This is a genomic window from Janthinobacterium breve (assembly GCF_051380895.1).
In the GTDB taxonomy this organism is placed as follows: domain Bacteria; phylum Pseudomonadota; class Gammaproteobacteria; order Burkholderiales; family Burkholderiaceae_D; genus Janthinobacterium.
This window is the reverse complement of sequence record NZ_JBNYXY010000003.1, coordinates 203,659-220,665: the sequence shown is the minus strand read 5'-3', so window position 1 is coordinate 220,665 and position 17,007 is coordinate 203,659. Positions and strand designations below refer to the sequence as shown.

Below are 17,007 nucleotides of genomic sequence, written 5' to 3'. Positions count from 1 at the left end.
CGTCACCTTGCGGGAGAAGAGGGTTGGAAGCGGGCAGGCAGGGGTTGGGGAAATTCCAGGATGAAGATCGCATAGGCATGCTCGCGCGATACGCAGCGGATGCGCGCTTGCCAGGCGGTGACGATCTGCCGGCACAGTGCCAGGCCGATGCCGCTGCCGTTATGCACGGGATAGGAATAAAAACGCTCGAAGATCAACGGCAGGCGGGCCGGCGCGATGCCGCAGCCCGTGTCGATGAACAGCAGCCTGGGCACAGGGCGGGCGCCGTCGATGATGATGCGCACGCGGCCCTTGCCGGCCCGCTGGATGGCTTTCAGCGCATTTCTCAGCAGGTTCAGCAGGATCACCACGCACAGTTCGTCCTGGCCGGCGAACTGGAAGTCGGTGCGCACGTCCACCGTGACGCTGGCCCGCTGCAGCTTGCCGGTAAACGGGTAGCGTTTGAGCACGGCGTTCACCATCGCCAGCATCGAGAGCGACTGGCTGGGCTGCAGGTTGCGGTTCACGGCACTGGCGCTCATCAGGAACAAGTCGATCATGTGTTGCATGTGGCGCACTTCGAACTGGATACGCGACAGGGCATCCTGCAGCGGCGGTATGTCGTCCGCCTGGCCAGCCAGCTGCGGCAGCAGCCGGCGCATGCCCCGCACATTCGCTTCCACGCTGGTCAGCGGCGTGCGCAGTTCGTGCGCCACGGAACCGAGCCCGGCCGCCATGCCCGCCAGCCGTTCCCGTTCCAGTACTTTGCTGCCCACTTTCACCACGGACAGCGCGGCGATGGTGAACCAGTGCACGGGCAATTGCTGCAGCACTTCAGGCTGCAGCAGGTAGGCGCCTTCCCCTTGCAGGATGACGGCCAAGCAGGCGGCACCCGTGCCGATCAGGTAGGCGCGGCAGGCCAGTCCCGTGTCGAAATGAAACAGCACCACCAGGCCGATCAGCAGCGACTGGCTCCAGATGGACGAGGCGTGATTCATCAGAAACATGAAGGTAAAGAAGAAGGGCAGGATGTAGCTGAGCGCGAACAGCAGGTAGCGCGACAGCCAGCGGACCGAGAAGCGGCGCGCAAACAAGCCGGCCACGCAGATGCCCACGCCCGTCAGGCGCAGGGTCAGGTTTTCATAGGCTTGTGGGAAAAAAAATTGCCACAGCAGGTAGTACAGCGGCATGGCCACCGTGCCCACGGCGGCCAGCATGGCGACGCGGCTGGCCAGGTTTTCATGCGGCACGCGTTCATGTAGCAGCGAATGGAGCAGGCGCCTGCGCCAGTGTGTCCATCCTCCTTGCCATTGCTGCGTCATGACTCTGCCTTGATTCTCTTCAGAACATTATCATCGCGTAATTTTTCTTGCTTGTACGGTTATCTCGCCGGACATTGATATACGTCAATGGATGAGTTGGCAACACGGTCAAGGCTTTAATCCGCAGCAAACCTTTCCCCAGGAGAAAAACCATGACTATCGCTACCAGCCTGCACGCCCCATCCTTCGCCCGCGCCGAACATTGCCTGCCCGACTACATCGTGCGGCGCATGGATGCGCATCACGTCACGCGCATTGAAAAACTGCTGGGTGGCCAGCATCCCCACGCCTGGCAACCGACACCCGCCCATGCCATTTTTCTGGCGGGTAATGACTATCTTTCCATCGCCGCCGAGCCGGCGCTGGTGGCGGCCCAGGTGGCTTCCCTGCAGGCGAACGCGGGCGGCATGCTGATGTCGGCCGTGTACTTGCAGGAAGGCAGCGAACAGCATCGGCTGGAAAGCCGGCTGGCCCGCTTCATGGGCTGCGAGGACGGCATTCTGGCGCAGTCCGGCATGGCGGCCAATGTCGGCTTGCTGCAGTGTATCGCCGGCCCCGGCATCCCCGTCTACCTGGACATGCAGGCCCATGCCTCGCTGTGGGAAGGCGTGCTGTCGGCGCAGGCCCAGGCCGTCGCCTTCTTGCACAATGACATGGCGCACCTGCGGCGGCAAGTGGAAAAACATGGCCGCGGCGTGATCGTCGTCGATGCCCTGTACAGTACCAACGGCAGCCTGGCGCCGCTGCTGGAACTGCTGGACATTGCCGAGCGCAGCGACTGCGTGGTGGTGGTCGACGAGTCCCACTCGCTGGGCACGCATGGTCCGCAAGGCGCGGGCCTGGTGGAAGCCTGGGGCCTGGGCCACCGCGTGCATTTCCGCACGGCGTCGCTGGCCAAGGCCTTCGCGGGACGCGCCGGTTTCATCAGTTGTTCCAGCCGCTTCAAGGGATATTTCTTGTCTGAATCGCGTCCTGCCATCTTCAGCTCCTGCCTGCTGGCGCACGAGCTGGCATGGCTGGACGCGGCGCTCGATTTCATCATGGCCGCCGACGCGCGCCGCGCCATTTTGCGGCGCCACACGGTGCAGGTGCGCGAGGGTTTGAGCGCGCTCGGCTACAACGTCAGCGACGGCACGGAACAGATCGTGGCGCTGGAAGCGGGTGGCGAACCGGCCACCCTGGCCCTGCGCCAGGCGCTGGAGCGGCATGGCATTTACGGCGCCATGTTCTGCGCCCCGGCAACGGCGAAGAACCGCGCCCTCGTGCGGCTGACCCTCAACGCGGGACTCGACGAGACGGGCATCGCCAGGCTGCTGGCCGCCTGCGCGGCGGTGCGCGCCGAAGTGGGCGTGGAACACTGGCAGTCGACACGGCGCTTGCGCAAGCTGGCGCTCGTGTAAGCGGCGGCGGGGGTTGGCGGTGTCAGCCGGCCAGCCTGCCCAGGATGGCCGATAGCGCTGCCAGCTGCTCTGCCGGGGCGTCCTGCAGCAATTCGCGGCCCACCGCATGCGCGGTGGCGCTGGCATGTCCCAGCAATTCCTGGCCGGCGGCAGTCAGCACGGCATAGCCCACGCGCGCGTCGCGCACATCGGCCTGGCGCACCACCAAGCCGATTTTTTCCAGCGGCATCAAGGAGCGCGTGACGCCCGAGGCCGTCAACGCCAGGCGTTCGGCCAAGTCGATGCGGCGCAGGCGCGCACCGGGTGCGCGCTGCAGCTGATACAGCAATTGATAGTCGCTGAAGCTCAGACCATGCACATTGCCCAGGGCGCTGTCGAAGCGGCGCACGATGAGTGCCTGGGCGCGCGCCAGGCGCAGGAAAAAGTCCAGCGCGCCATCGCTGTCCGGCGACGGGGGAGTGTGATCGTTCATGGTTTTCTTTATGTTGACTGCGCAGTGCTTGAGTGCGCAAGTGTAAAGCAAACCTGCTCAATACAGTGGCTGCCCCTGTTCCAGCCACTGTGCGCGGTGCAGGGCCAGCAGGGCGGCCAGCTCGGCATCCGCATCGAAGGCGGGATCGTCGGGCAGCCTGACGGTGTCGATGATCTCGCAGGAAAAGGCCGCCGCGCCGTCGCGCCGCCAGTCCGCCTGCAGCAGAGCATTGCGGTGTTTGCCCAGGTTCAGTTCGAAGCGGTGCCGGTTCAGCATGCCGGGCGCGTTACGGCTGCATTCGAGCAAGGTCCGTCCGCTGGGCAGGTGCCGCAGGGCGATGATGCCCAGCGGCGGTGGCTGTTGCCGGTAGTGTGCCTTCAATGTTGTTTGTCGTGTCTTGTCCATGTTGTATTTATGCTATTGTTCGTTCAAATCGTTTCTGCTCCGGCGATGCGCGGGATGGTGGTGAAGAGTGCCGCCGCCACGGCTGCCGCCAGCAGCAGGGCGCCGCCGCTGCAGAACAGCTCACCCACGCTCAGGTGGCGTAGCAGCGCGCCCGTTGCCGCCGCCGACAGGGGGGCCAAGCCCAGGAAGATGCCCATGAACAGGGCCATGGCCCGGCCCAGCATGGCGGGTGCCACGCGCCGCTGTATCCACGTAAAGATGGCGACCTGCAAGTAGCCACCCAGCATGCCTGTGACGGCCAGCAAGGCTGCGCCTTGCCAGGCTGTGCTGATTTGCCCCAGCACCATCAGCAGGCAGCCCACCACCGCGTCGACGAGCAGCAGGGTGGCGCCGAAACGCCGGCGCAGCCAGGCGCCGCCCAGGCTGGAGGCCAGCATGCCGGCCAGGGTGCCGGCGCCGTGCGCGCCCATCAGCAGTCCCAGCGCTGCGGCACCGTGCAGGCGTTCGCTGGCCAGCACGGGCAAGGCCACCTGCAGCGGTCCCATGACGAAGAAGGCCACCACCGCCCAGTAGGCATATCAACTGCGCAAGGGAATGTCGCGCCACACCAAGGCCAGGCCCGCCGCCGTGTCGCGCCACATGCCTTGCGCCGTGGCGGCGGCTGCCAGTGGCCGCAGGCTGACTTGCCGCAAGGTCCAGGCGGAGAACAGGAACGTCAGCGCATCGATGGCAAAGGCGGCGGCCAGCGCTGCCATGGGGGTTTGCTGCGCGCCATCGTGAGAGCCGAGCACCAGCGCAGCCATCAGGGGGCCGGCCAGCAAGGACAACTGGCGCGCGCCCATTTGCAAGCCATTGGCTTTTTGCAACGATTGCAGCGGCACGGCCTGCGGCAGAATGGCCGTGCCGGCCGGGATGGCGAAGGCGGAAGTGATACCCAGCGCCAGCGCGGCCGCATACGCCAGCGCCAGGCTGGCCTGGTCCAGCAACAGCAGTGCCGCCAGCAACAGCAAAATGGCGGCGTTCGCATATTTGCTCAGCAGTATCACGCGTCGGGGTGAATAGCGGTCGGCGACGGTGCCGCCCAGCAAGATGAGCACGGCGCGCGGGGCGCCCATCAGGGCCACGGCGATGCCCAGGCTGAGGCTATCGCCCGTCAGGCTCAGCACCAGCCAGGGCAGGGCCAGCATGCTGAACTGGTCGCCCAGCATGGAGACCATGCCGCCCCCCAGCAGCCAGCGGAAGTTGCTATTGCGTAGCAAAGGAGTGTCGATAGCGCTTGGCATGCTCGTCTTGTCCGTGTTTGAGAAATTGCATGGTAGTTGATATAAGCTTGAGTGGTCAAGTATATTGCCATTTATTGTGGCATCGGCAGCTGGCCCTGCGTGGGCCGCCGACGCTTGCGTTATCATGGCGGCCATGACTGAGAACACTGCCCCCACCCTGTACGAGACCATCGGCGGCGCCCCCGTGCTGCGCGAAATGGTCGACCGTTTTTATGACTTGATGGAACTGGAAACGGAATTTTCCGGCATCCGCGTCATGCATCCCCCATCCACAGACGGTTCGCGCGACAAGCTGTATTTCTTCCTGACGGGGTGGATGGGTGGGCCGGATTTATATATCGAGAAATTCGGCCACCCGCGCCTGCGCGCCCGCCATTTGCCCTACGCCATCGGCACCAGCGAGCGCGACCAGTGGCTGCGCGCCATGGCCTGGGCCATGGAAGACACGGGTATCGAAGAGTCCCTGCGCGTGCGCCTGATGGAATCGTTCTATCAGACAGCCGACTGGATGCGCAACAAACCTGACTGATCCCATGAGCCCAATCGAGTTTTACAGCCTGCTGGGCGCCGCTGCCGTCGCCATCGTCCTATTAATCTTGCTGCTGCTGCGTCCGCGTGGCGTGGCCGGCGATGGCACCACCACGCTGGCGCTGGTGCAGCAGCACCAGCAGCAAAGCCTGGAACGCATCGACCGCGTCGAACGCGAAGTGCGGCTGCAGTTGCAGGCGTCGGCGCAGGCGACGCGGCAGGACTTGTCCGCCGGCCTGGCGCAATTCCAGGCGGCAACCCTGCAACAACTCGACAGCCTGCGCACGCAAATGCAGGCGCAGGGGAAAGTCGGGCGCGAAGAGCAGGCGCAAAGCCTGGCGCGCTTTGCCGAGAGCACGAATCAAACCCTGGCCCAGCTGACAGAATCGAATGCGCAGCGCATGCTGGAAGTGCGCGCCACGCTGGAAAACAAGATCCGCGACTTGCAGGCTGACAATGGCGCGCGCCTGGAAGAGATGCGCAAGACGGTCGATGAAAAACTGCATGCCACGCTGGAAACGCGTTTGAGTGCCTCGTTCCAGCAAGTGTCGGAGCGGCTGGAAAAAGTCCACCAGGGCTTGGGTGAAATGCAGCAGTTGGCGCTGGGCGTGGGCGACCTGAAGCGGGTGCTCACCAACGTCAAGACACGGGGCACCTGGGGCGAGGTGCAGCTGGAAATGTTGCTGGAGCAGGTACTCACTGTCGACCAGTACGCCAAGAACGTGGAAACGGTACCGGGCAGCGGCGCGCGCGTGGAATTCGCCCTGAAACTGCCGGGCCTCTCCGACGGCGGGCCGCCCGTGTGGATGCCTATCGATGCGAAGTTTCCCAAGGAACAGTACGAACGCCTGGTCGAAGCGGCCGAGCGGGCCGATGCGGACGGCGTGGCCCTGGCCGGCCGCGAGCTGGAGCGTGCTGTGCGGGGCGAGGCGAAAACCATCGCCGAGAAATACCTGGCGCCGCCGCAGACGACGGACTTCGCCATCCTGTTCCTGCCCACGGAGGGCTTGTATGCGGAAGTGCTGCGCCGCCCGGGACTGGCCGACGAATTGCAGCGCGTGCACCGCGTCAGCATCGCCGGGCCATCCACCCTGACTGCCTTGCTCAACAGTTTGCAGATGGGTTTCCGCACCTTGGCGCTGGAAAAGCGCTCGTCGGAAGTATGGCAGGTGCTGGGCGCCGTCAAGACGGAGTTCGGCAAGTTTGGCGACGTGCTGTCGCAAACCCGGCTGACCCTGGAAAAGGCGGCGAAGAATATCGAAAGCGCGGAAGTGCGCAGCCGGCAGATGGCACGCAAATTGAAATCCGTGGAAGCCTTGCCGGGCGAGGCCGCCGCCTTGCTGCTGGGTGTGGCGGACGCGGGCTCGTCCGCCGAGGCGGACGGCGAATAGCGCCGTCGGCGTTCAGGCCGCCGCCGCTGGCCGGTGGCGCAACGAGGCATGGGCCAGCAGCGCCAGTCCCGCCAGCAGCATGGCCCAGGTGTGCGGTTCCGGCACGGCCGGCAGGACGCTCGCGCCGGTGGGCGGCATCAGGGGCAGGATAACGGTGGGCGAATACGACTCGATGAAGCTGCTGCCGCGCGGTGGCGGTCCGCCGCCGTTGCGCCCATCGCCTATGCTCGATGGCAACGCCGTGTTGCTGCTGGTATGCACGACATCGAAGGCCAGCAGGGGCAGGCCCGCTACCACGGCCGGCGGCGCCTGGCCCGTGAACGAACCGCCATGCGCGGCACCTGGGTTGTCGATGATGGGCACGGATGGTGCCGCCACAGGTGCGGCAGCCACAGGTGGTGCGCCGCCCGGCGCGGCTCCACCCGGCGCCGCGCCAGCGCCGCGCGGTCCGGCCGCCACCGCCTGCGTGATGCGGCTGACATTGCGGCACACGGTGGGCACCAGGATGCAGGCGCCCTGCACGCAGTACACGAGTCCCCTTTCCTGCATCTGCTCGCTCCAGCCCGAGCGCGAGACATTGCGGCACACGCGACCCGGCCCGAAATGCATGTCGCTGATGCGCGCATCGTAGCTGCCCTTGCCGCGGATCGCGTCGCGGCTGATCACGACGATTTCATCGTACTGGCGCGCGCGCATGCGCGCCTTCAATTCTTCGCGCACCTGCGGCGCGATGTCCGGGTACCGGTCCACGGCGGCCACCACATCGCCCATGAACGGGTCGGCACCGGGACGGTTCCAGTTGCAGTGTTCCAGCACGTCGGCCCGTGGGACCCCTTTGGCATAAGCGGGCAGCGGCGCCAGGGATAACATGCCAAGCAGACAAGCTGCTCCCAGCATGCAGGCGCCGGCGATCCATGAGCTGTGTTTCATTGATAGTTTCCTCGTGAAAACAATATAAAAATTATATTTTTGTGTGAATTAGGATGTTATCACCGAAGAAACTGCGGCACTACAAAACAGATAAAATAATTACAATTATTGTTGTATTTATTAATATGTTGCACAAAGAAATAATTAATATTTTTATCTCGATAGTCGAACGGCAGCAGTGCAGGGGGAATTGATTGCGAAGGGGCAATGCAAACGGCCCGCGCAGGGCGGGCCGGTTGTGAGGGCAGCGGGGTTTTGACGGATGCGCCGCCCACAGGCGGCGGTGAAACGATCTAGATGCGGCCCGGGCAAGCTTGCGTATCGAAGGCGGGATAGCCGATGGTGGGCAGCTTGTGCAGCCACTTGCGCATCAAGGTGCGCGCGCCTTGCGTATCGTACTGTTGCCCCTGCTGCAAATCTGCGGCGAGCGTGTCGAGCTCTGCACAGATGGATTGCTTGCCGGCCTGGGCCGCCAGCAGGGAGGCCAGCAGTTCCGGCAGCACGACCGCCGCCGGCGCCGCCTGACGCGTGGCGCGGTAGTGCTGCCAGTAGCGCGCGGCGGCATCGCCATCAAAGCTTGGGACGAAGCCGAACGTGGCGTCATCGCGGTGCAAGCGGTAGACAGTGGGAAAGTAATGGGAGCCCGTCAGCTCGCCGGGGAACACGTCGCGCCGCAGGACGTCGATGGCCAGCGATCCCTTGCGCTCCACGCGCACGGGACTGGGCGAGTCGTACTGGTCCACGCTCACCATGGCTGGTGAGTTGCCTTGCATCAAGATGACCTTCTGCGTGTAATGGCGCCCGCCCAGGTGGCCGCACAGGGCCACGAAGCGATCGTTGATGGCGGTGACGGCCGCAACGTCGCCGCAGCCGGGCCGCAAGGGCGTGTTTTCCTGCCACACGAGCGCCTGGTCGCTGGTGCGCACGAGGCGGATGCTGCCCACGGTTTCGCCGTGCAAGTCACCCTGTGCATCCTCGATGCGCTCGTCAAAGCGCACCGTGTAGCCGTTGCTGTGGACTTCGCCGGCGTACGCCGCCATGCCCTGTAGCAGGGCCAGTGCCAGTATCAGCTTCATATTAATCCATGGAACAGCACGATATCGACCAGATCGCCGGCTGCCACGTGGCCTTGTCCTTCATGCAGCACGATCATGCAATTGGCTTGCGTCATCGAGCGCAGGATGCCGGAGCCTTGCGCGCCCGTCACGCGCACATGCTGGTGGCCGTCCGCGCCCCGTTCGACGATGCCGCGCTGGTATTCCGTGCGACCCCGCTTCTTGCGGATCGGTGCCTGCGCCGCCACTTGCAGCAGGGGCAGGCTGGCCGAGTCCGCATCGGCGCCCATCAGGCGCAGCAGGGTGGGGCGCGCGAGGAAATAAAACGCCGCCATCACGGCCACGGGGTTGCCGGGCAGGCCCAGCAGCAAGGCCGTGTCGCCCTCGCTGGAAATCGGTCCAAAGGCCATGGGGCGGCCCGGGCGCATGTTGATCTGCCAGAAGGCGACGTCACCCAGGCGCGCGAGGATTTCGCGCGTAAAATCGGCCGCGCCGCTGGAGACGCCGCCCGAGGTGATGATGACGTCGGCCTTGGCGCAGGCGCCGCGCAGGGCCGCTTCCAGCGCTTGCGGCTGGTCCTTGACGATGCCCATGTCGAGCACCTCGCAGCCCAGGCGCGTCAGCATGCCCAGCAGGGTGTAGCGGTTGCTGTCGTAGATGCAGCCCGCGTCGAGTTGCTCGCCGATCGAGCGCAATTCGTCGCCGGTGGAAAAGAAGGCTACGCGCAGCCGGCGCCGCACGGGCACCGTGGCGATGCCCAGCGAGGCCAGCAAGCCCAGTTCGGCCGGTCCGAGTATCTTGCCCTGCAGCAGGGCTGGCTGGCCCTGCATCAAGTCTTCGCCTTTGAAACGGCGGTTGTCGCCGGGGCGGATGCAGTCCGGCGCGATGGTGATGTGCTGTTCGCTGGCCTGTTGCACCAGTTCCTGCGGCACCACGCTGTCGCAGCCGTCCGGCATGACGGCGCCCGTCATGATGCGCGCGCATTGCCCGCGTTGCACGCTGACCGTGCCGGGACGACCGGCCAGGATGGTGTCGACCACGGCCAGCGTCAGCGGAGCATTGCCGTCCAGGTCGGAGCCAAGGTCAGCCCCGTGTAGCGCATAACCATCCATGGCGGAATTGTCGTGCGCAGGCACGCTGATGGGCGAGATGATGTCGGCGGCCAGGATGCGCTCGAACGCTTGCGGCAGCGGCAAGGTTTCGCTCTCGGCCACGGGGATGACGCTGTCGGCCAGGATCGCTTGCGCCATCGGCACGGACAGGCCCTGCGCCTGCAGGGCGGCCAGCTGGTCCGGCGTATTGATGTTGCCGAACGCTGCGCCATCCTCGAACAGCACCTCGGCCAGCTTCAAAGGGCCGTGCCATGTGCGCATGCGGCGTTCTCCGCCGCGCAGATACGCGTCCAGTTGGGGCAGGGCCGATGTTTTCACCAGGCAAAAGACGGGATGCGGGCGGCGCACCGTCGCTCCCGTCGCCGGGTCGGTCTCTTCGGTGACGGCGATGGCCAAGTCGGCATTCTCGTGCGTCAAGCCGGCCGCCAGGCGCACAGCCAGGTCGGGCGGCAGCAGGGGCGAGTCGCACGGCACGCTCAGCAGGTATGGAGTGTTGGCGTGCTGCATGCCGCTGTGCAAGCCGGCAAGCGGACCCAGCTGGCCCGGCAGCACGTCCGGCCACACGGGCAGGCCGAAGCGCGCGTAGTCGCCGGCCTCTGCGTGGACACTGATGGCCAGCTGGCCCACTTGCGGTGCCAGGCGCTGCAGCACGTGGCGCGCCAGGGGCTGGCCATGCAGGGGCAGCATGCCCTTGTCGCGCTGGCCCATGCGCGTGCCGAGGCCTCCGGCCAGGATCAGGCCGGTAATGTCGTGTCTGTTGATCATGAGAGGCGAAGATGTGGATGCATACGCCATGGTAGCAGCGGCGGGCCTGCGCCGCGCCCGATTCAGCCGCCGATATACGACATTTCCACTTTCTTTTTACCCCGCTCAAGCGCACCGCCCGACAAATCCGTCTGGCTGGTGCGCAATTGCGAATAGCGGTCGCCGCGGCCGCGCCACAACTGCGCCACGGCCGAGGAAATTTCCGCGTCGCTGTGGCCGCCGCGCAGCAGGCTGCGCAAGTCGTGGCCGCTGCTGGCGAACAAACAGGTGTAGAGCTTGCCCTCGGTCGATAGACGGGCGCGGCTGCAGTCGGCGCAGAACGCTTGCGTGACGCTGGAAATGAGGCCGATTTCGCCGCTGCCATCGGCATAGCGCCAGCGCGCCGCCGTCTCGCCCGTGTAGTTGGGGTTGATGGGGAGCACGGGCATGTGCAAGGCTATGCGCCGCACAACTTCAGCGGACGGGATGACTTCCTGCAAGTTCCAGCCGTTCGAGGCGCCCACGTCCATGTATTCGATGAAGCGCAAGATGTAGGGCGTGCCCTTGAAGTGGCGCGCCATGGGCACGATTTCCTGCTCGTTCATGCCGGCCTTGACGACCATATTGATCTTGATGGGGCCCAGGCCCACCGCGTGCGCTGCATCGATGCCGTGCAGCACGTCGGTCACGGCGAAATCGACATCGTTCATGCGCTTGAAGGTGGCGTCGTCGAGCGAGTCGAGCGACACTGTGACGCGGTTCAGGCCCGCATCCTTCAGCGCTTGCGCTTTTCTTGCCAGCAAGGAACCGTTGGTCGTCAGGGTCAGGTCCAGCGGCTGGCCCGCTGGCGTGCGCAGTTCGGCCAGCATGGCGATGAGCTTTTCGATATTCTTGCGCAGCAGCGGTTCGCCGCCCGTCAGGCGGATCTTTTCCACGCCGTGCGCGACGAACAGGCGCGCGATACGCGTGATTTCCTCGAACGACAGCAAATCCGTGTGCGGCAGATACACATGGTTCTTGTCGAACACGTCCTTGGGCATGCAGTACACGCAACGGAAATTGCAGCGGTCGGTAATCGAGATGCGCAAGTCATGCAGGGGCCGGCCCAGGCTGTCGGCCACGTTGCCGCTGGGACTTTCCAGCCGCGCGGGGATCGCAGGTGCCCCATTGCGGGCCTCGGCGAAGTAGATAATCTTGTCAGCCATAAAAGTGATGCCACTTACCAATTACTAGTTACGTTAGGTCGTTCAAGGCAGATACGATAGCACGAGGCCGAAGATGGCACAGGCGAGCAGCAATTTGATGGTTCCCATTTGAAACCTGATCAGCGCCACGCCGGCTGCCAGCGCGATGGCGATGGCCAGCCAGTCCCAGTGCGGCAGCGGGTTTGCTTGCCAGAAGACATGGCGGCCAAAGAACAGGGCCAGGCTGGCGATGACGCCCACCACGGCCGCCGAGATGGCCGTCAGGGGCGCGCTCAGGCGCAGGTTGCCGCGCGACGCTTCCACCAGCGGCGCGCCGGCCAGGATGAAGATGAACGAGGGCAGGAAGGTGAACCAGCTGGCGACGAGCGCGCCGCACACGCCCGCCAGCCACAGGTGTTCACCCGCCAAGGCATGGCTCCAGCCACCGACAAAACCGATGAAGGCGACGATCATGATCAGGGGACCGGGCGTGGTTTCGCCCAGCGCCAGGCCATCCATCATCTGCGCGCTGCTGATCCAGTGGTAGTGGTCGACGGCACCCTGCACCAGATAGGGCAGCACGGCATAGGCGCCGCCGAACGTGAGCAGGGCCGCCTTGCTGAAAAATACGCCCATCTGCGCCAGCGGCTGCTCGCGCCCACCCAGTAGCGCCAGGCCCAGCCAGGTGATGAAAGCCAGCGCCAGGCCCACGGCGGCTGTGCCAAGCAGGCGCGGCCATTTGAGCTGCGCATGCAGCGGCGTGGGCGTGTCGTCATCGATCAGGGCGGAGCCATAGCGGGCGGCGCCGCCATGCCCCGTGGCGCCCGCATGAAAGTGGGCCGGCAGCCAGCGGCCACCCGCCATGCCCAGCAGGGCGGCGGCGAGCACGATCAGCGGAAATGGCAGCTGTAGCACGGCGATGGCGACAAATGCGCCTGTCGCGATGGCGATCAGGCCGGGACTGCGCAAGGTGCGCCGGCCCAGGCGCCAGGCGGCAGCCAGCACAATGGCGACGACGGCCGGCTTGATGCCGTACAGGATGCCGGCGATGGCGGCCACGTGGCCATACGCCATGTAGAGCCAGGACAGGACGATCAGCACCAGCAGCGAGGGCAGCAGGAATAGCAGGCCCGCCACCAGGGCGCCGCGCGTGCGGTGCATCAGCCAGCCGATGTAGATGGCCAGCTGGGTCGCTTCAGGCCCCGGCAGCAGCATGCAGTAATTGAGGGCGTGCAAGAAGCGTTGTTCGGAAATCCAGCGCCGCTTTTCCACCAGTTCCGCATGCATCATGGCGATTTGCCCGGCCGGGCCGCCAAAGCTGACGCAGCCCAGCTTGAGCCAGTACCAGAAGGCGCTGCGCAGGCTGACGGGGGCGGGACGGGGAAGGTTGGCGTTCTCGTGCATGGCGGCTGGCTGGCAAAGAGAGTGGACATAAAAAAGGGAAGCCTGAGCTTCCCCTTTCATCATCGGCGGCTGGGCGAACCCGGCGCGCTTATGGACGTTGCGTGTTGACCTGGATCAACGGCTCATCCGATTGCGGCGGCAATGGCTTGCGTTCGCGCGGCTTGCGTGCCGGGGCGACGGCCTTGGCCGCCGCTTCCTGCGCCAGGCGCAGTTTTTCCGGATCGGTGGCAGCCAGGGTCAGGCCGGCCGAACCGAGCACTGCGCTCAAGTCCAGTGGCGCAGGCACCGGCGCTGGAGCCGGTGCGGAGGCTGGAGCCGGGGCGGCGACAGGAGCAGGCGCCACTACCGGTGCTGGCGCTGGTGCAGGAGCAGGCACCACCGGTGCGGCTTCCACCACGGCAGGTGCTGCTTCAGCTACTGGCGCTTCCTCGATCACGGCGATGGCTTCCACCAGCGGCGCAGCTTCTACCACTGGCACGGCTTCGACGATGATTTCCGCTGGCGCTGGCGTCGCTTCCGCTGGCGTCGCTTCCGCTGGCTCGGCAAAGCTGTACTCGGCAACTGGTGCCGGTTCGGCAGCGGCTGGTTCAGCTTGTGCTGCAGCCGCTTCGACAGGAGCTGCCGGCACGAACACTTCAGCAACTGGTGCAGCTTCAGCGGCAGGAGCAGCTTCTTCGACCTTGGCGATGTCCACGACCTTGGCCACTTCCACCACTTCGACCACTTCCACGACGGCAGCTTCCACTGGCGCAGCGACGGCGACGACAGCGGCGGCAGCCACGACGGCGACCGGGGCTGCGTCAACGCCAGCTTCCGGCGCCGGAGCGACCGTAAAGCTGATCACTGGCGCGTCCTGGCCTTCGTTCTCGCCATTTGCCGATTCGATCAGCTCGCCCGTTTCGCGGTCACGGCGGTTGCGGTTGCGGCCACCACGACGACGGCGGCGGCGCGGTTCTTCGCCTTCCACGTAGTTTTCCATCTCTTCGCCTTCAGGGCCTGCATTCGCCGGCGCTTTCAGCAAGCTCGTTGGAGCGGTGTCGGATTCAGTGCCGTTTGACGGCACGACGACATTCACTGCGCTGGCGCTGGCACCAACCAGGGCCAGTTCATCCGCTTTCACTTCAGCAACAATGGCCTTGTCGACGCGTGGTTCACGGCCTTCGCGTGGCTGGCGTGGCGGACGTTCGGCGCGCTCTTGACGTTCGGCGCGCTCTGGACGTTCCGCGCGTTCAGGACGCTCGGCGCGTTCAGGACGTTCACCGCGCTCGCGTGGTGCCGCCGTTGCATCGCCGGCTTCGCGCGGTTCGCGTGGCGGACGTGGTGGGCGTGGCGGACGGGCCGCCTTTTCCAGTGCTTCCGCTTCCTTGGCAGCGTCGTCCTGGGCTGGACGGGCCTGGCCCGGTTCGCGTTCTTCGCGGCCAGGCTTGCCGTTGCGGCCACGGCCACGCGGGCCACGGCTGTTGCGGTCGCCACGGTCGGCGCCGGCCGGTTTGACTGGCGCGACAGGGGCGGGTGCCGGTGCCACGGGGGCCGGGGCGCCAGTGAAGAAGCTGATGATCTTGGCGATCAGGCCTTGCGGTGCGGCAGGTGCGGCCACCGGTGCAGCCTTGGCTTCGACGGGCTTGCGCTCGACCAGCGGTGCCGGCTGGTCAGGGGTGATCGTCTTGACGACGGCTTCCTGGCGCGGCTTGGCTTCTTCCTTCTGGCGCTTGCTGTAAGCCATGTCGGTTTCAGCGCTTTCCGCCAGGTTGTAGCTGGCCTGGCTGTCTTCCAGACGCGGATCGTCGTGCTTGATGCGTTCCAGCTTGTAGTGCGGCGTTTCCAGATGCTTGTTCGGGATCAGGATCACGGCGATGCGGTGGCGGTTTTCGATCTTGAGTACTTCGCCGCGCTTTTCGTTCAGCAGGAAGGCGCCCACGTCCACGGGCACTTGCACGTGGATCGTGGCCGAGTTTTCCTTCATCGCCTCTTCCTGGATGATGCGCAGCACCTGCAGGGCGGACGATTCGGTATCGCGGATGTGTCCCGTGCCGGAGCAGCGCGGGCACGTCACGTGCGAACCTTCGGACAGCGAAGGGCGCAGGCGCTGGCGCGACAGTTCCATCAGGCCGAAGCGGGAAATCTTGCCCATTTGTACACGGGCACGGTCATGGTGCAGCGCATCTTTCAGGCGCTGTTCCACTTCGCGCTGATTTTTTGCCACTTCCATGTCGATGAAGTCGATGACGATCAAGCCACCCAAGTCGCGCAAGCGCAGCTGGCGGGCCACTTCTTCGGCCGCTTCGCAGTTGGTGTTGAAGGCGGTCGTTTCGATGTCCGAGCCGCGCGTGGCGCGGGCCGAGTTGACGTCGACGGAGACCAGCGCTTCGGTATGGTCGATGACGATGGCGCCGCCCGATGGCAGCGGCACGGTGCGGCTGTACGCCGTTTCAATCTGGTGTTCGATCTGGAAGCGCGAGAACAGCGGCACGTCGTCGCTGTAGCGTTTTACGCGGTGCACCATGTCGGGCATCACGTGGCTCATGAACTGGTGCGCCTGGTCGTAGATCTCGTCGGTGTCGATCAGGATCTCGCCGATGTCGGGCTGAAAGTAGTCGCGGATGGCGCGGATGACGAGCGACGATTCCTGGTAGATCAGGAAAGCGCCATTGGCCGACTTGCCGGCGCCTTCGATGGCGCGCCACAGTTGCATCAGGTAATTCAAGTCCCACTGCAGTTCATCGACGTTGCGGCCGATGCCGGCGGTGCGGGCAATGACGGACATGCCAGCAGGCAAGTCCAGTTTATCCATGGTTTCGCGCAATTCCTGGCGCTCTTCACCTTCCACGCGGCGCGATACGCCACCGCCACGCGGGTTGTTCGGCATCAATACCAGGTAACGGCCGGCCAGCGAGACGAACGAGGTCAGGGCAGCGCCCTTGTTGCCGCGCTCTTCTTTTTCGACCTGGACCATGATTTCCTGGCCTTCGCGCAGCGCTTCCTTGACGGAAGCATTGCGCACGTCCACGCCTTCGCGGAAATACGTGCGAGCAACTTCCTTGAAAGGCAGGAAGCCGTGGCGGTCTTCGCCATAGCTGACGAAGCACGCTTCGAGCGAAGGCTCGATGCGCGTGATGACGCCCTTGTAGATATTGGATTTGCGCTGTTCGCGCCCGGCTGTCTCGATATCGATGTCGATCAGTTTTTGTCCGTCGACAATCGCTACGCGCAGTTCTTCTTGCTGCGTGGCATTAAACAACATGCGTTTCATTTTTATAACTCCGCGACCCGTAGGCCATCTCAAAGCCGCTTCCGGGGAAGCGGCGAAAGTACAGGGATATATGCGAGAAAGGGAGTGTTGGCGGGGGGGAATGCCTAGGCGTGCGGAGCAACAACGCGTACGAGGTATACGTTACGGCCGCAACAGGCGCGGTGAGGTCAATCGTCATGCCGAGTGCACAGGACACTTGCAACTCATCTGAAACAGCCCGAACGAGAATGAACTACATCGGGGGCAGAGAATGCAAGTGGTCAGCAAATTCAGAGCCAAATCGTCAGCCGGCTCATTACAGGGATCGCGATGGCGAGGCTTGGCCTCAGCCTATTCATCGACAACCCTCAGTATTGTGGCCGCATACGGGGTTTGGCGAAAACGGCAAGCGTTATCAACTTCATCAACCCGCGAGCCCGACTCGATAAGTCGCGCTAACGGGTACTTATCCTTATAATCCCACACTCACTTCAGCATCTCCACGCGTTATCCGATTACAACTACGGTGCAACCTTGATTCGCGCAGGGACGGTGCATATACATTTTTT

At 64.7% G+C, this 17,007-nt stretch carries 14 protein-coding genes; 3 read left to right on the top strand and 11 right to left on the bottom strand.

Features of this window, described 5'->3' with window-relative positions; all coding sequences use genetic code 11:
* Positions 1–2 precede the first annotated feature (2 nt).
* Positions 3–1,301 carry a sensor histidine kinase gene (locus tag ACQ4W0_RS06410; RefSeq protein ID WP_436575998.1) on the bottom strand — a complete coding sequence of 433 codons (1,299 nt, stop codon included), beginning with the start codon at positions 1,299–1,301 and terminating at the stop codon, positions 3–5.
* A gap of 152 nt (positions 1,302–1,453) precedes the next feature.
* Here ACQ4W0_RS06410 and cqsA point away from each other — a divergent pair, with 152 nt between their 5' ends.
* On the top strand, positions 1,454–2,701 hold the full coding sequence (gene cqsA, locus ACQ4W0_RS06405; protein WP_436575997.1) for an alpha-hydroxyketone-type quorum-sensing autoinducer synthase: 1,248 nt from the start codon (positions 1,454–1,456) through the stop codon (positions 2,699–2,701).
* A 22-nt stretch (positions 2,702–2,723) separates the two neighbouring features.
* Here cqsA and ACQ4W0_RS06400 read toward each other — a convergent pair whose 3' ends face one another.
* From ACQ4W0_RS06400 to ACQ4W0_RS06385, 4 genes are read right to left on the bottom strand one after another with little or no spacing between them, the layout of a single operon-like run.
* Entirely contained in the window at positions 2,724–3,173 is a 450-nt protein-coding gene (locus ACQ4W0_RS06400) for a MarR family winged helix-turn-helix transcriptional regulator (protein ID WP_436575996.1), read from the bottom strand.
* A gap of 57 nt (positions 3,174–3,230) precedes the next feature.
* Complete coding sequence (locus ACQ4W0_RS06395; RefSeq protein ID WP_436575995.1) at positions 3,231–3,578, bottom strand: GIY-YIG nuclease family protein; 348 nt, start codon at positions 3,576–3,578, stop codon at positions 3,231–3,233.
* Between the two features lie 23 nt (positions 3,579–3,601).
* The gene (locus ACQ4W0_RS06390; RefSeq protein ID WP_436575994.1) at positions 3,602–4,138 is read right to left on the bottom strand and encodes an MFS transporter; all 537 of its coding nucleotides are present in this window, start codon (positions 4,136–4,138) and stop codon (positions 3,602–3,604) included.
* Between the two features lie 18 nt (positions 4,139–4,156).
* Complete coding sequence (locus ACQ4W0_RS06385) at positions 4,157–4,861, bottom strand: MFS transporter (protein ID WP_436575993.1); 705 nt, start codon at positions 4,859–4,861, stop codon at positions 4,157–4,159.
* 133 nt (positions 4,862–4,994) lie between these two features.
* Between ACQ4W0_RS06385 and ACQ4W0_RS06380 the strand changes: the two genes are divergently transcribed.
* On the top strand, positions 4,995–5,390 hold the full coding sequence (locus ACQ4W0_RS06380; RefSeq protein ID WP_436575992.1) for a group II truncated hemoglobin: 396 nt from the start codon (positions 4,995–4,997) through the stop codon (positions 5,388–5,390).
* A 4-nt stretch (positions 5,391–5,394) separates the two neighbouring features.
* Complete coding sequence (locus ACQ4W0_RS06375) at positions 5,395–6,780, top strand: DNA recombination protein RmuC (protein ID WP_436575991.1); 1,386 nt, start codon at positions 5,395–5,397, stop codon at positions 6,778–6,780.
* 12 nt (positions 6,781–6,792) lie between these two features.
* Here the strand turns inward: ACQ4W0_RS06375 and ACQ4W0_RS06370 are convergent, their stop codons facing one another.
* From ACQ4W0_RS06370 to ACQ4W0_RS06345, 6 genes are all read right to left on the bottom strand, one after another.
* The gene (locus ACQ4W0_RS06370; RefSeq protein WP_436575990.1) at positions 6,793–7,710 is read right to left on the bottom strand and encodes an MHFG family PEP-CTERM protein; all 918 of its coding nucleotides are present in this window, start codon (positions 7,708–7,710) and stop codon (positions 6,793–6,795) included.
* A gap of 293 nt (positions 7,711–8,003) precedes the next feature.
* Complete coding sequence (locus tag ACQ4W0_RS06365) at positions 8,004–8,786, bottom strand: hypothetical protein (protein WP_436575989.1); 783 nt, start codon at positions 8,784–8,786, stop codon at positions 8,004–8,006.
* Entirely contained in the window at positions 8,783–10,642 is a 1,860-nt protein-coding gene (gene moeA / locus ACQ4W0_RS06360) for a molybdopterin molybdotransferase MoeA (RefSeq protein ID WP_436575988.1), read from the bottom strand. The genes ACQ4W0_RS06365 and moeA overlap by 4 nt, the downstream gene beginning before the upstream one ends.
* Before the next feature lie 62 nt (positions 10,643–10,704).
* Entirely contained in the window at positions 10,705–11,826 is a 1,122-nt protein-coding gene (gene moaA, locus ACQ4W0_RS06355) for a GTP 3',8-cyclase MoaA (RefSeq protein ID WP_436575987.1), read from the bottom strand.
* A gap of 42 nt (positions 11,827–11,868) precedes the next feature.
* A complete protein-coding gene (gene chrA, locus ACQ4W0_RS06350; RefSeq protein ID WP_436575986.1) occupies positions 11,869–13,209 on the bottom strand; it encodes a chromate efflux transporter in 1,341 nt (446 codons plus the stop codon).
* Between the two features lie 88 nt (positions 13,210–13,297).
* Positions 13,298–16,459 (bottom strand): Rne/Rng family ribonuclease, encoded by a 3,162-nt coding sequence (locus tag ACQ4W0_RS06345; RefSeq protein ID WP_436575985.1) that lies wholly within the window; start codon positions 16,457–16,459, stop codon positions 13,298–13,300.
* Positions 16,460–17,007: the final 548 nt, after the last annotated feature.

Coding starts and splice junctions, on each gene's coding strand:
- ACQ4W0_RS06380 (WP_436575992.1), top strand. CDS start 4,995: ATGACTGAGAACACTGCCCCCACCCTGTACGAGACCATCGGCGGCGCC.
- chrA (WP_436575986.1), bottom strand. CDS start 13,209: ATGCACGAGAACGCCAACCTTCCCCGTCCCGCCCCCGTCAGCCTGCGC.
- cqsA (WP_436575997.1), top strand. CDS start 1,454: ATGACTATCGCTACCAGCCTGCACGCCCCATCCTTCGCCCGCGCCGAA.
- moeA (WP_436575988.1), bottom strand. CDS start 10,642: ATGATCAACAGACACGACATTACCGGCCTGATCCTGGCCGGAGGCCTC.
- ACQ4W0_RS06370 (WP_436575990.1), bottom strand. CDS start 7,710: ATGAAACACAGCTCATGGATCGCCGGCGCCTGCATGCTGGGAGCAGCT.
- moaA (WP_436575987.1), bottom strand. CDS start 11,826: ATGGCTGACAAGATTATCTACTTCGCCGAGGCCCGCAATGGGGCACCT.
- ACQ4W0_RS06410 (WP_436575998.1), bottom strand. CDS start 1,301: ATGACGCAGCAATGGCAAGGAGGATGGACACACTGGCGCAGGCGCCTG.
- ACQ4W0_RS06365 (WP_436575989.1), bottom strand. CDS start 8,786: ATGAAGCTGATACTGGCACTGGCCCTGCTACAGGGCATGGCGGCGTAC.
- ACQ4W0_RS06385 (WP_436575993.1), bottom strand. CDS start 4,861: ATGCCAAGCGCTATCGACACTCCTTTGCTACGCAATAGCAACTTCCGC.
- ACQ4W0_RS06395 (WP_436575995.1), bottom strand. CDS start 3,578: ATGGACAAGACACGACAAACAACATTGAAGGCACACTACCGGCAACAG.
- ACQ4W0_RS06375 (WP_436575991.1), top strand. CDS start 5,395: ATGAGCCCAATCGAGTTTTACAGCCTGCTGGGCGCCGCTGCCGTCGCC.
- ACQ4W0_RS06345 (WP_436575985.1), bottom strand. CDS start 16,459: ATGAAACGCATGTTGTTTAATGCCACGCAGCAAGAAGAACTGCGCGTA.
- ACQ4W0_RS06400 (WP_436575996.1), bottom strand. CDS start 3,173: ATGAACGATCACACTCCCCCGTCGCCGGACAGCGATGGCGCGCTGGAC.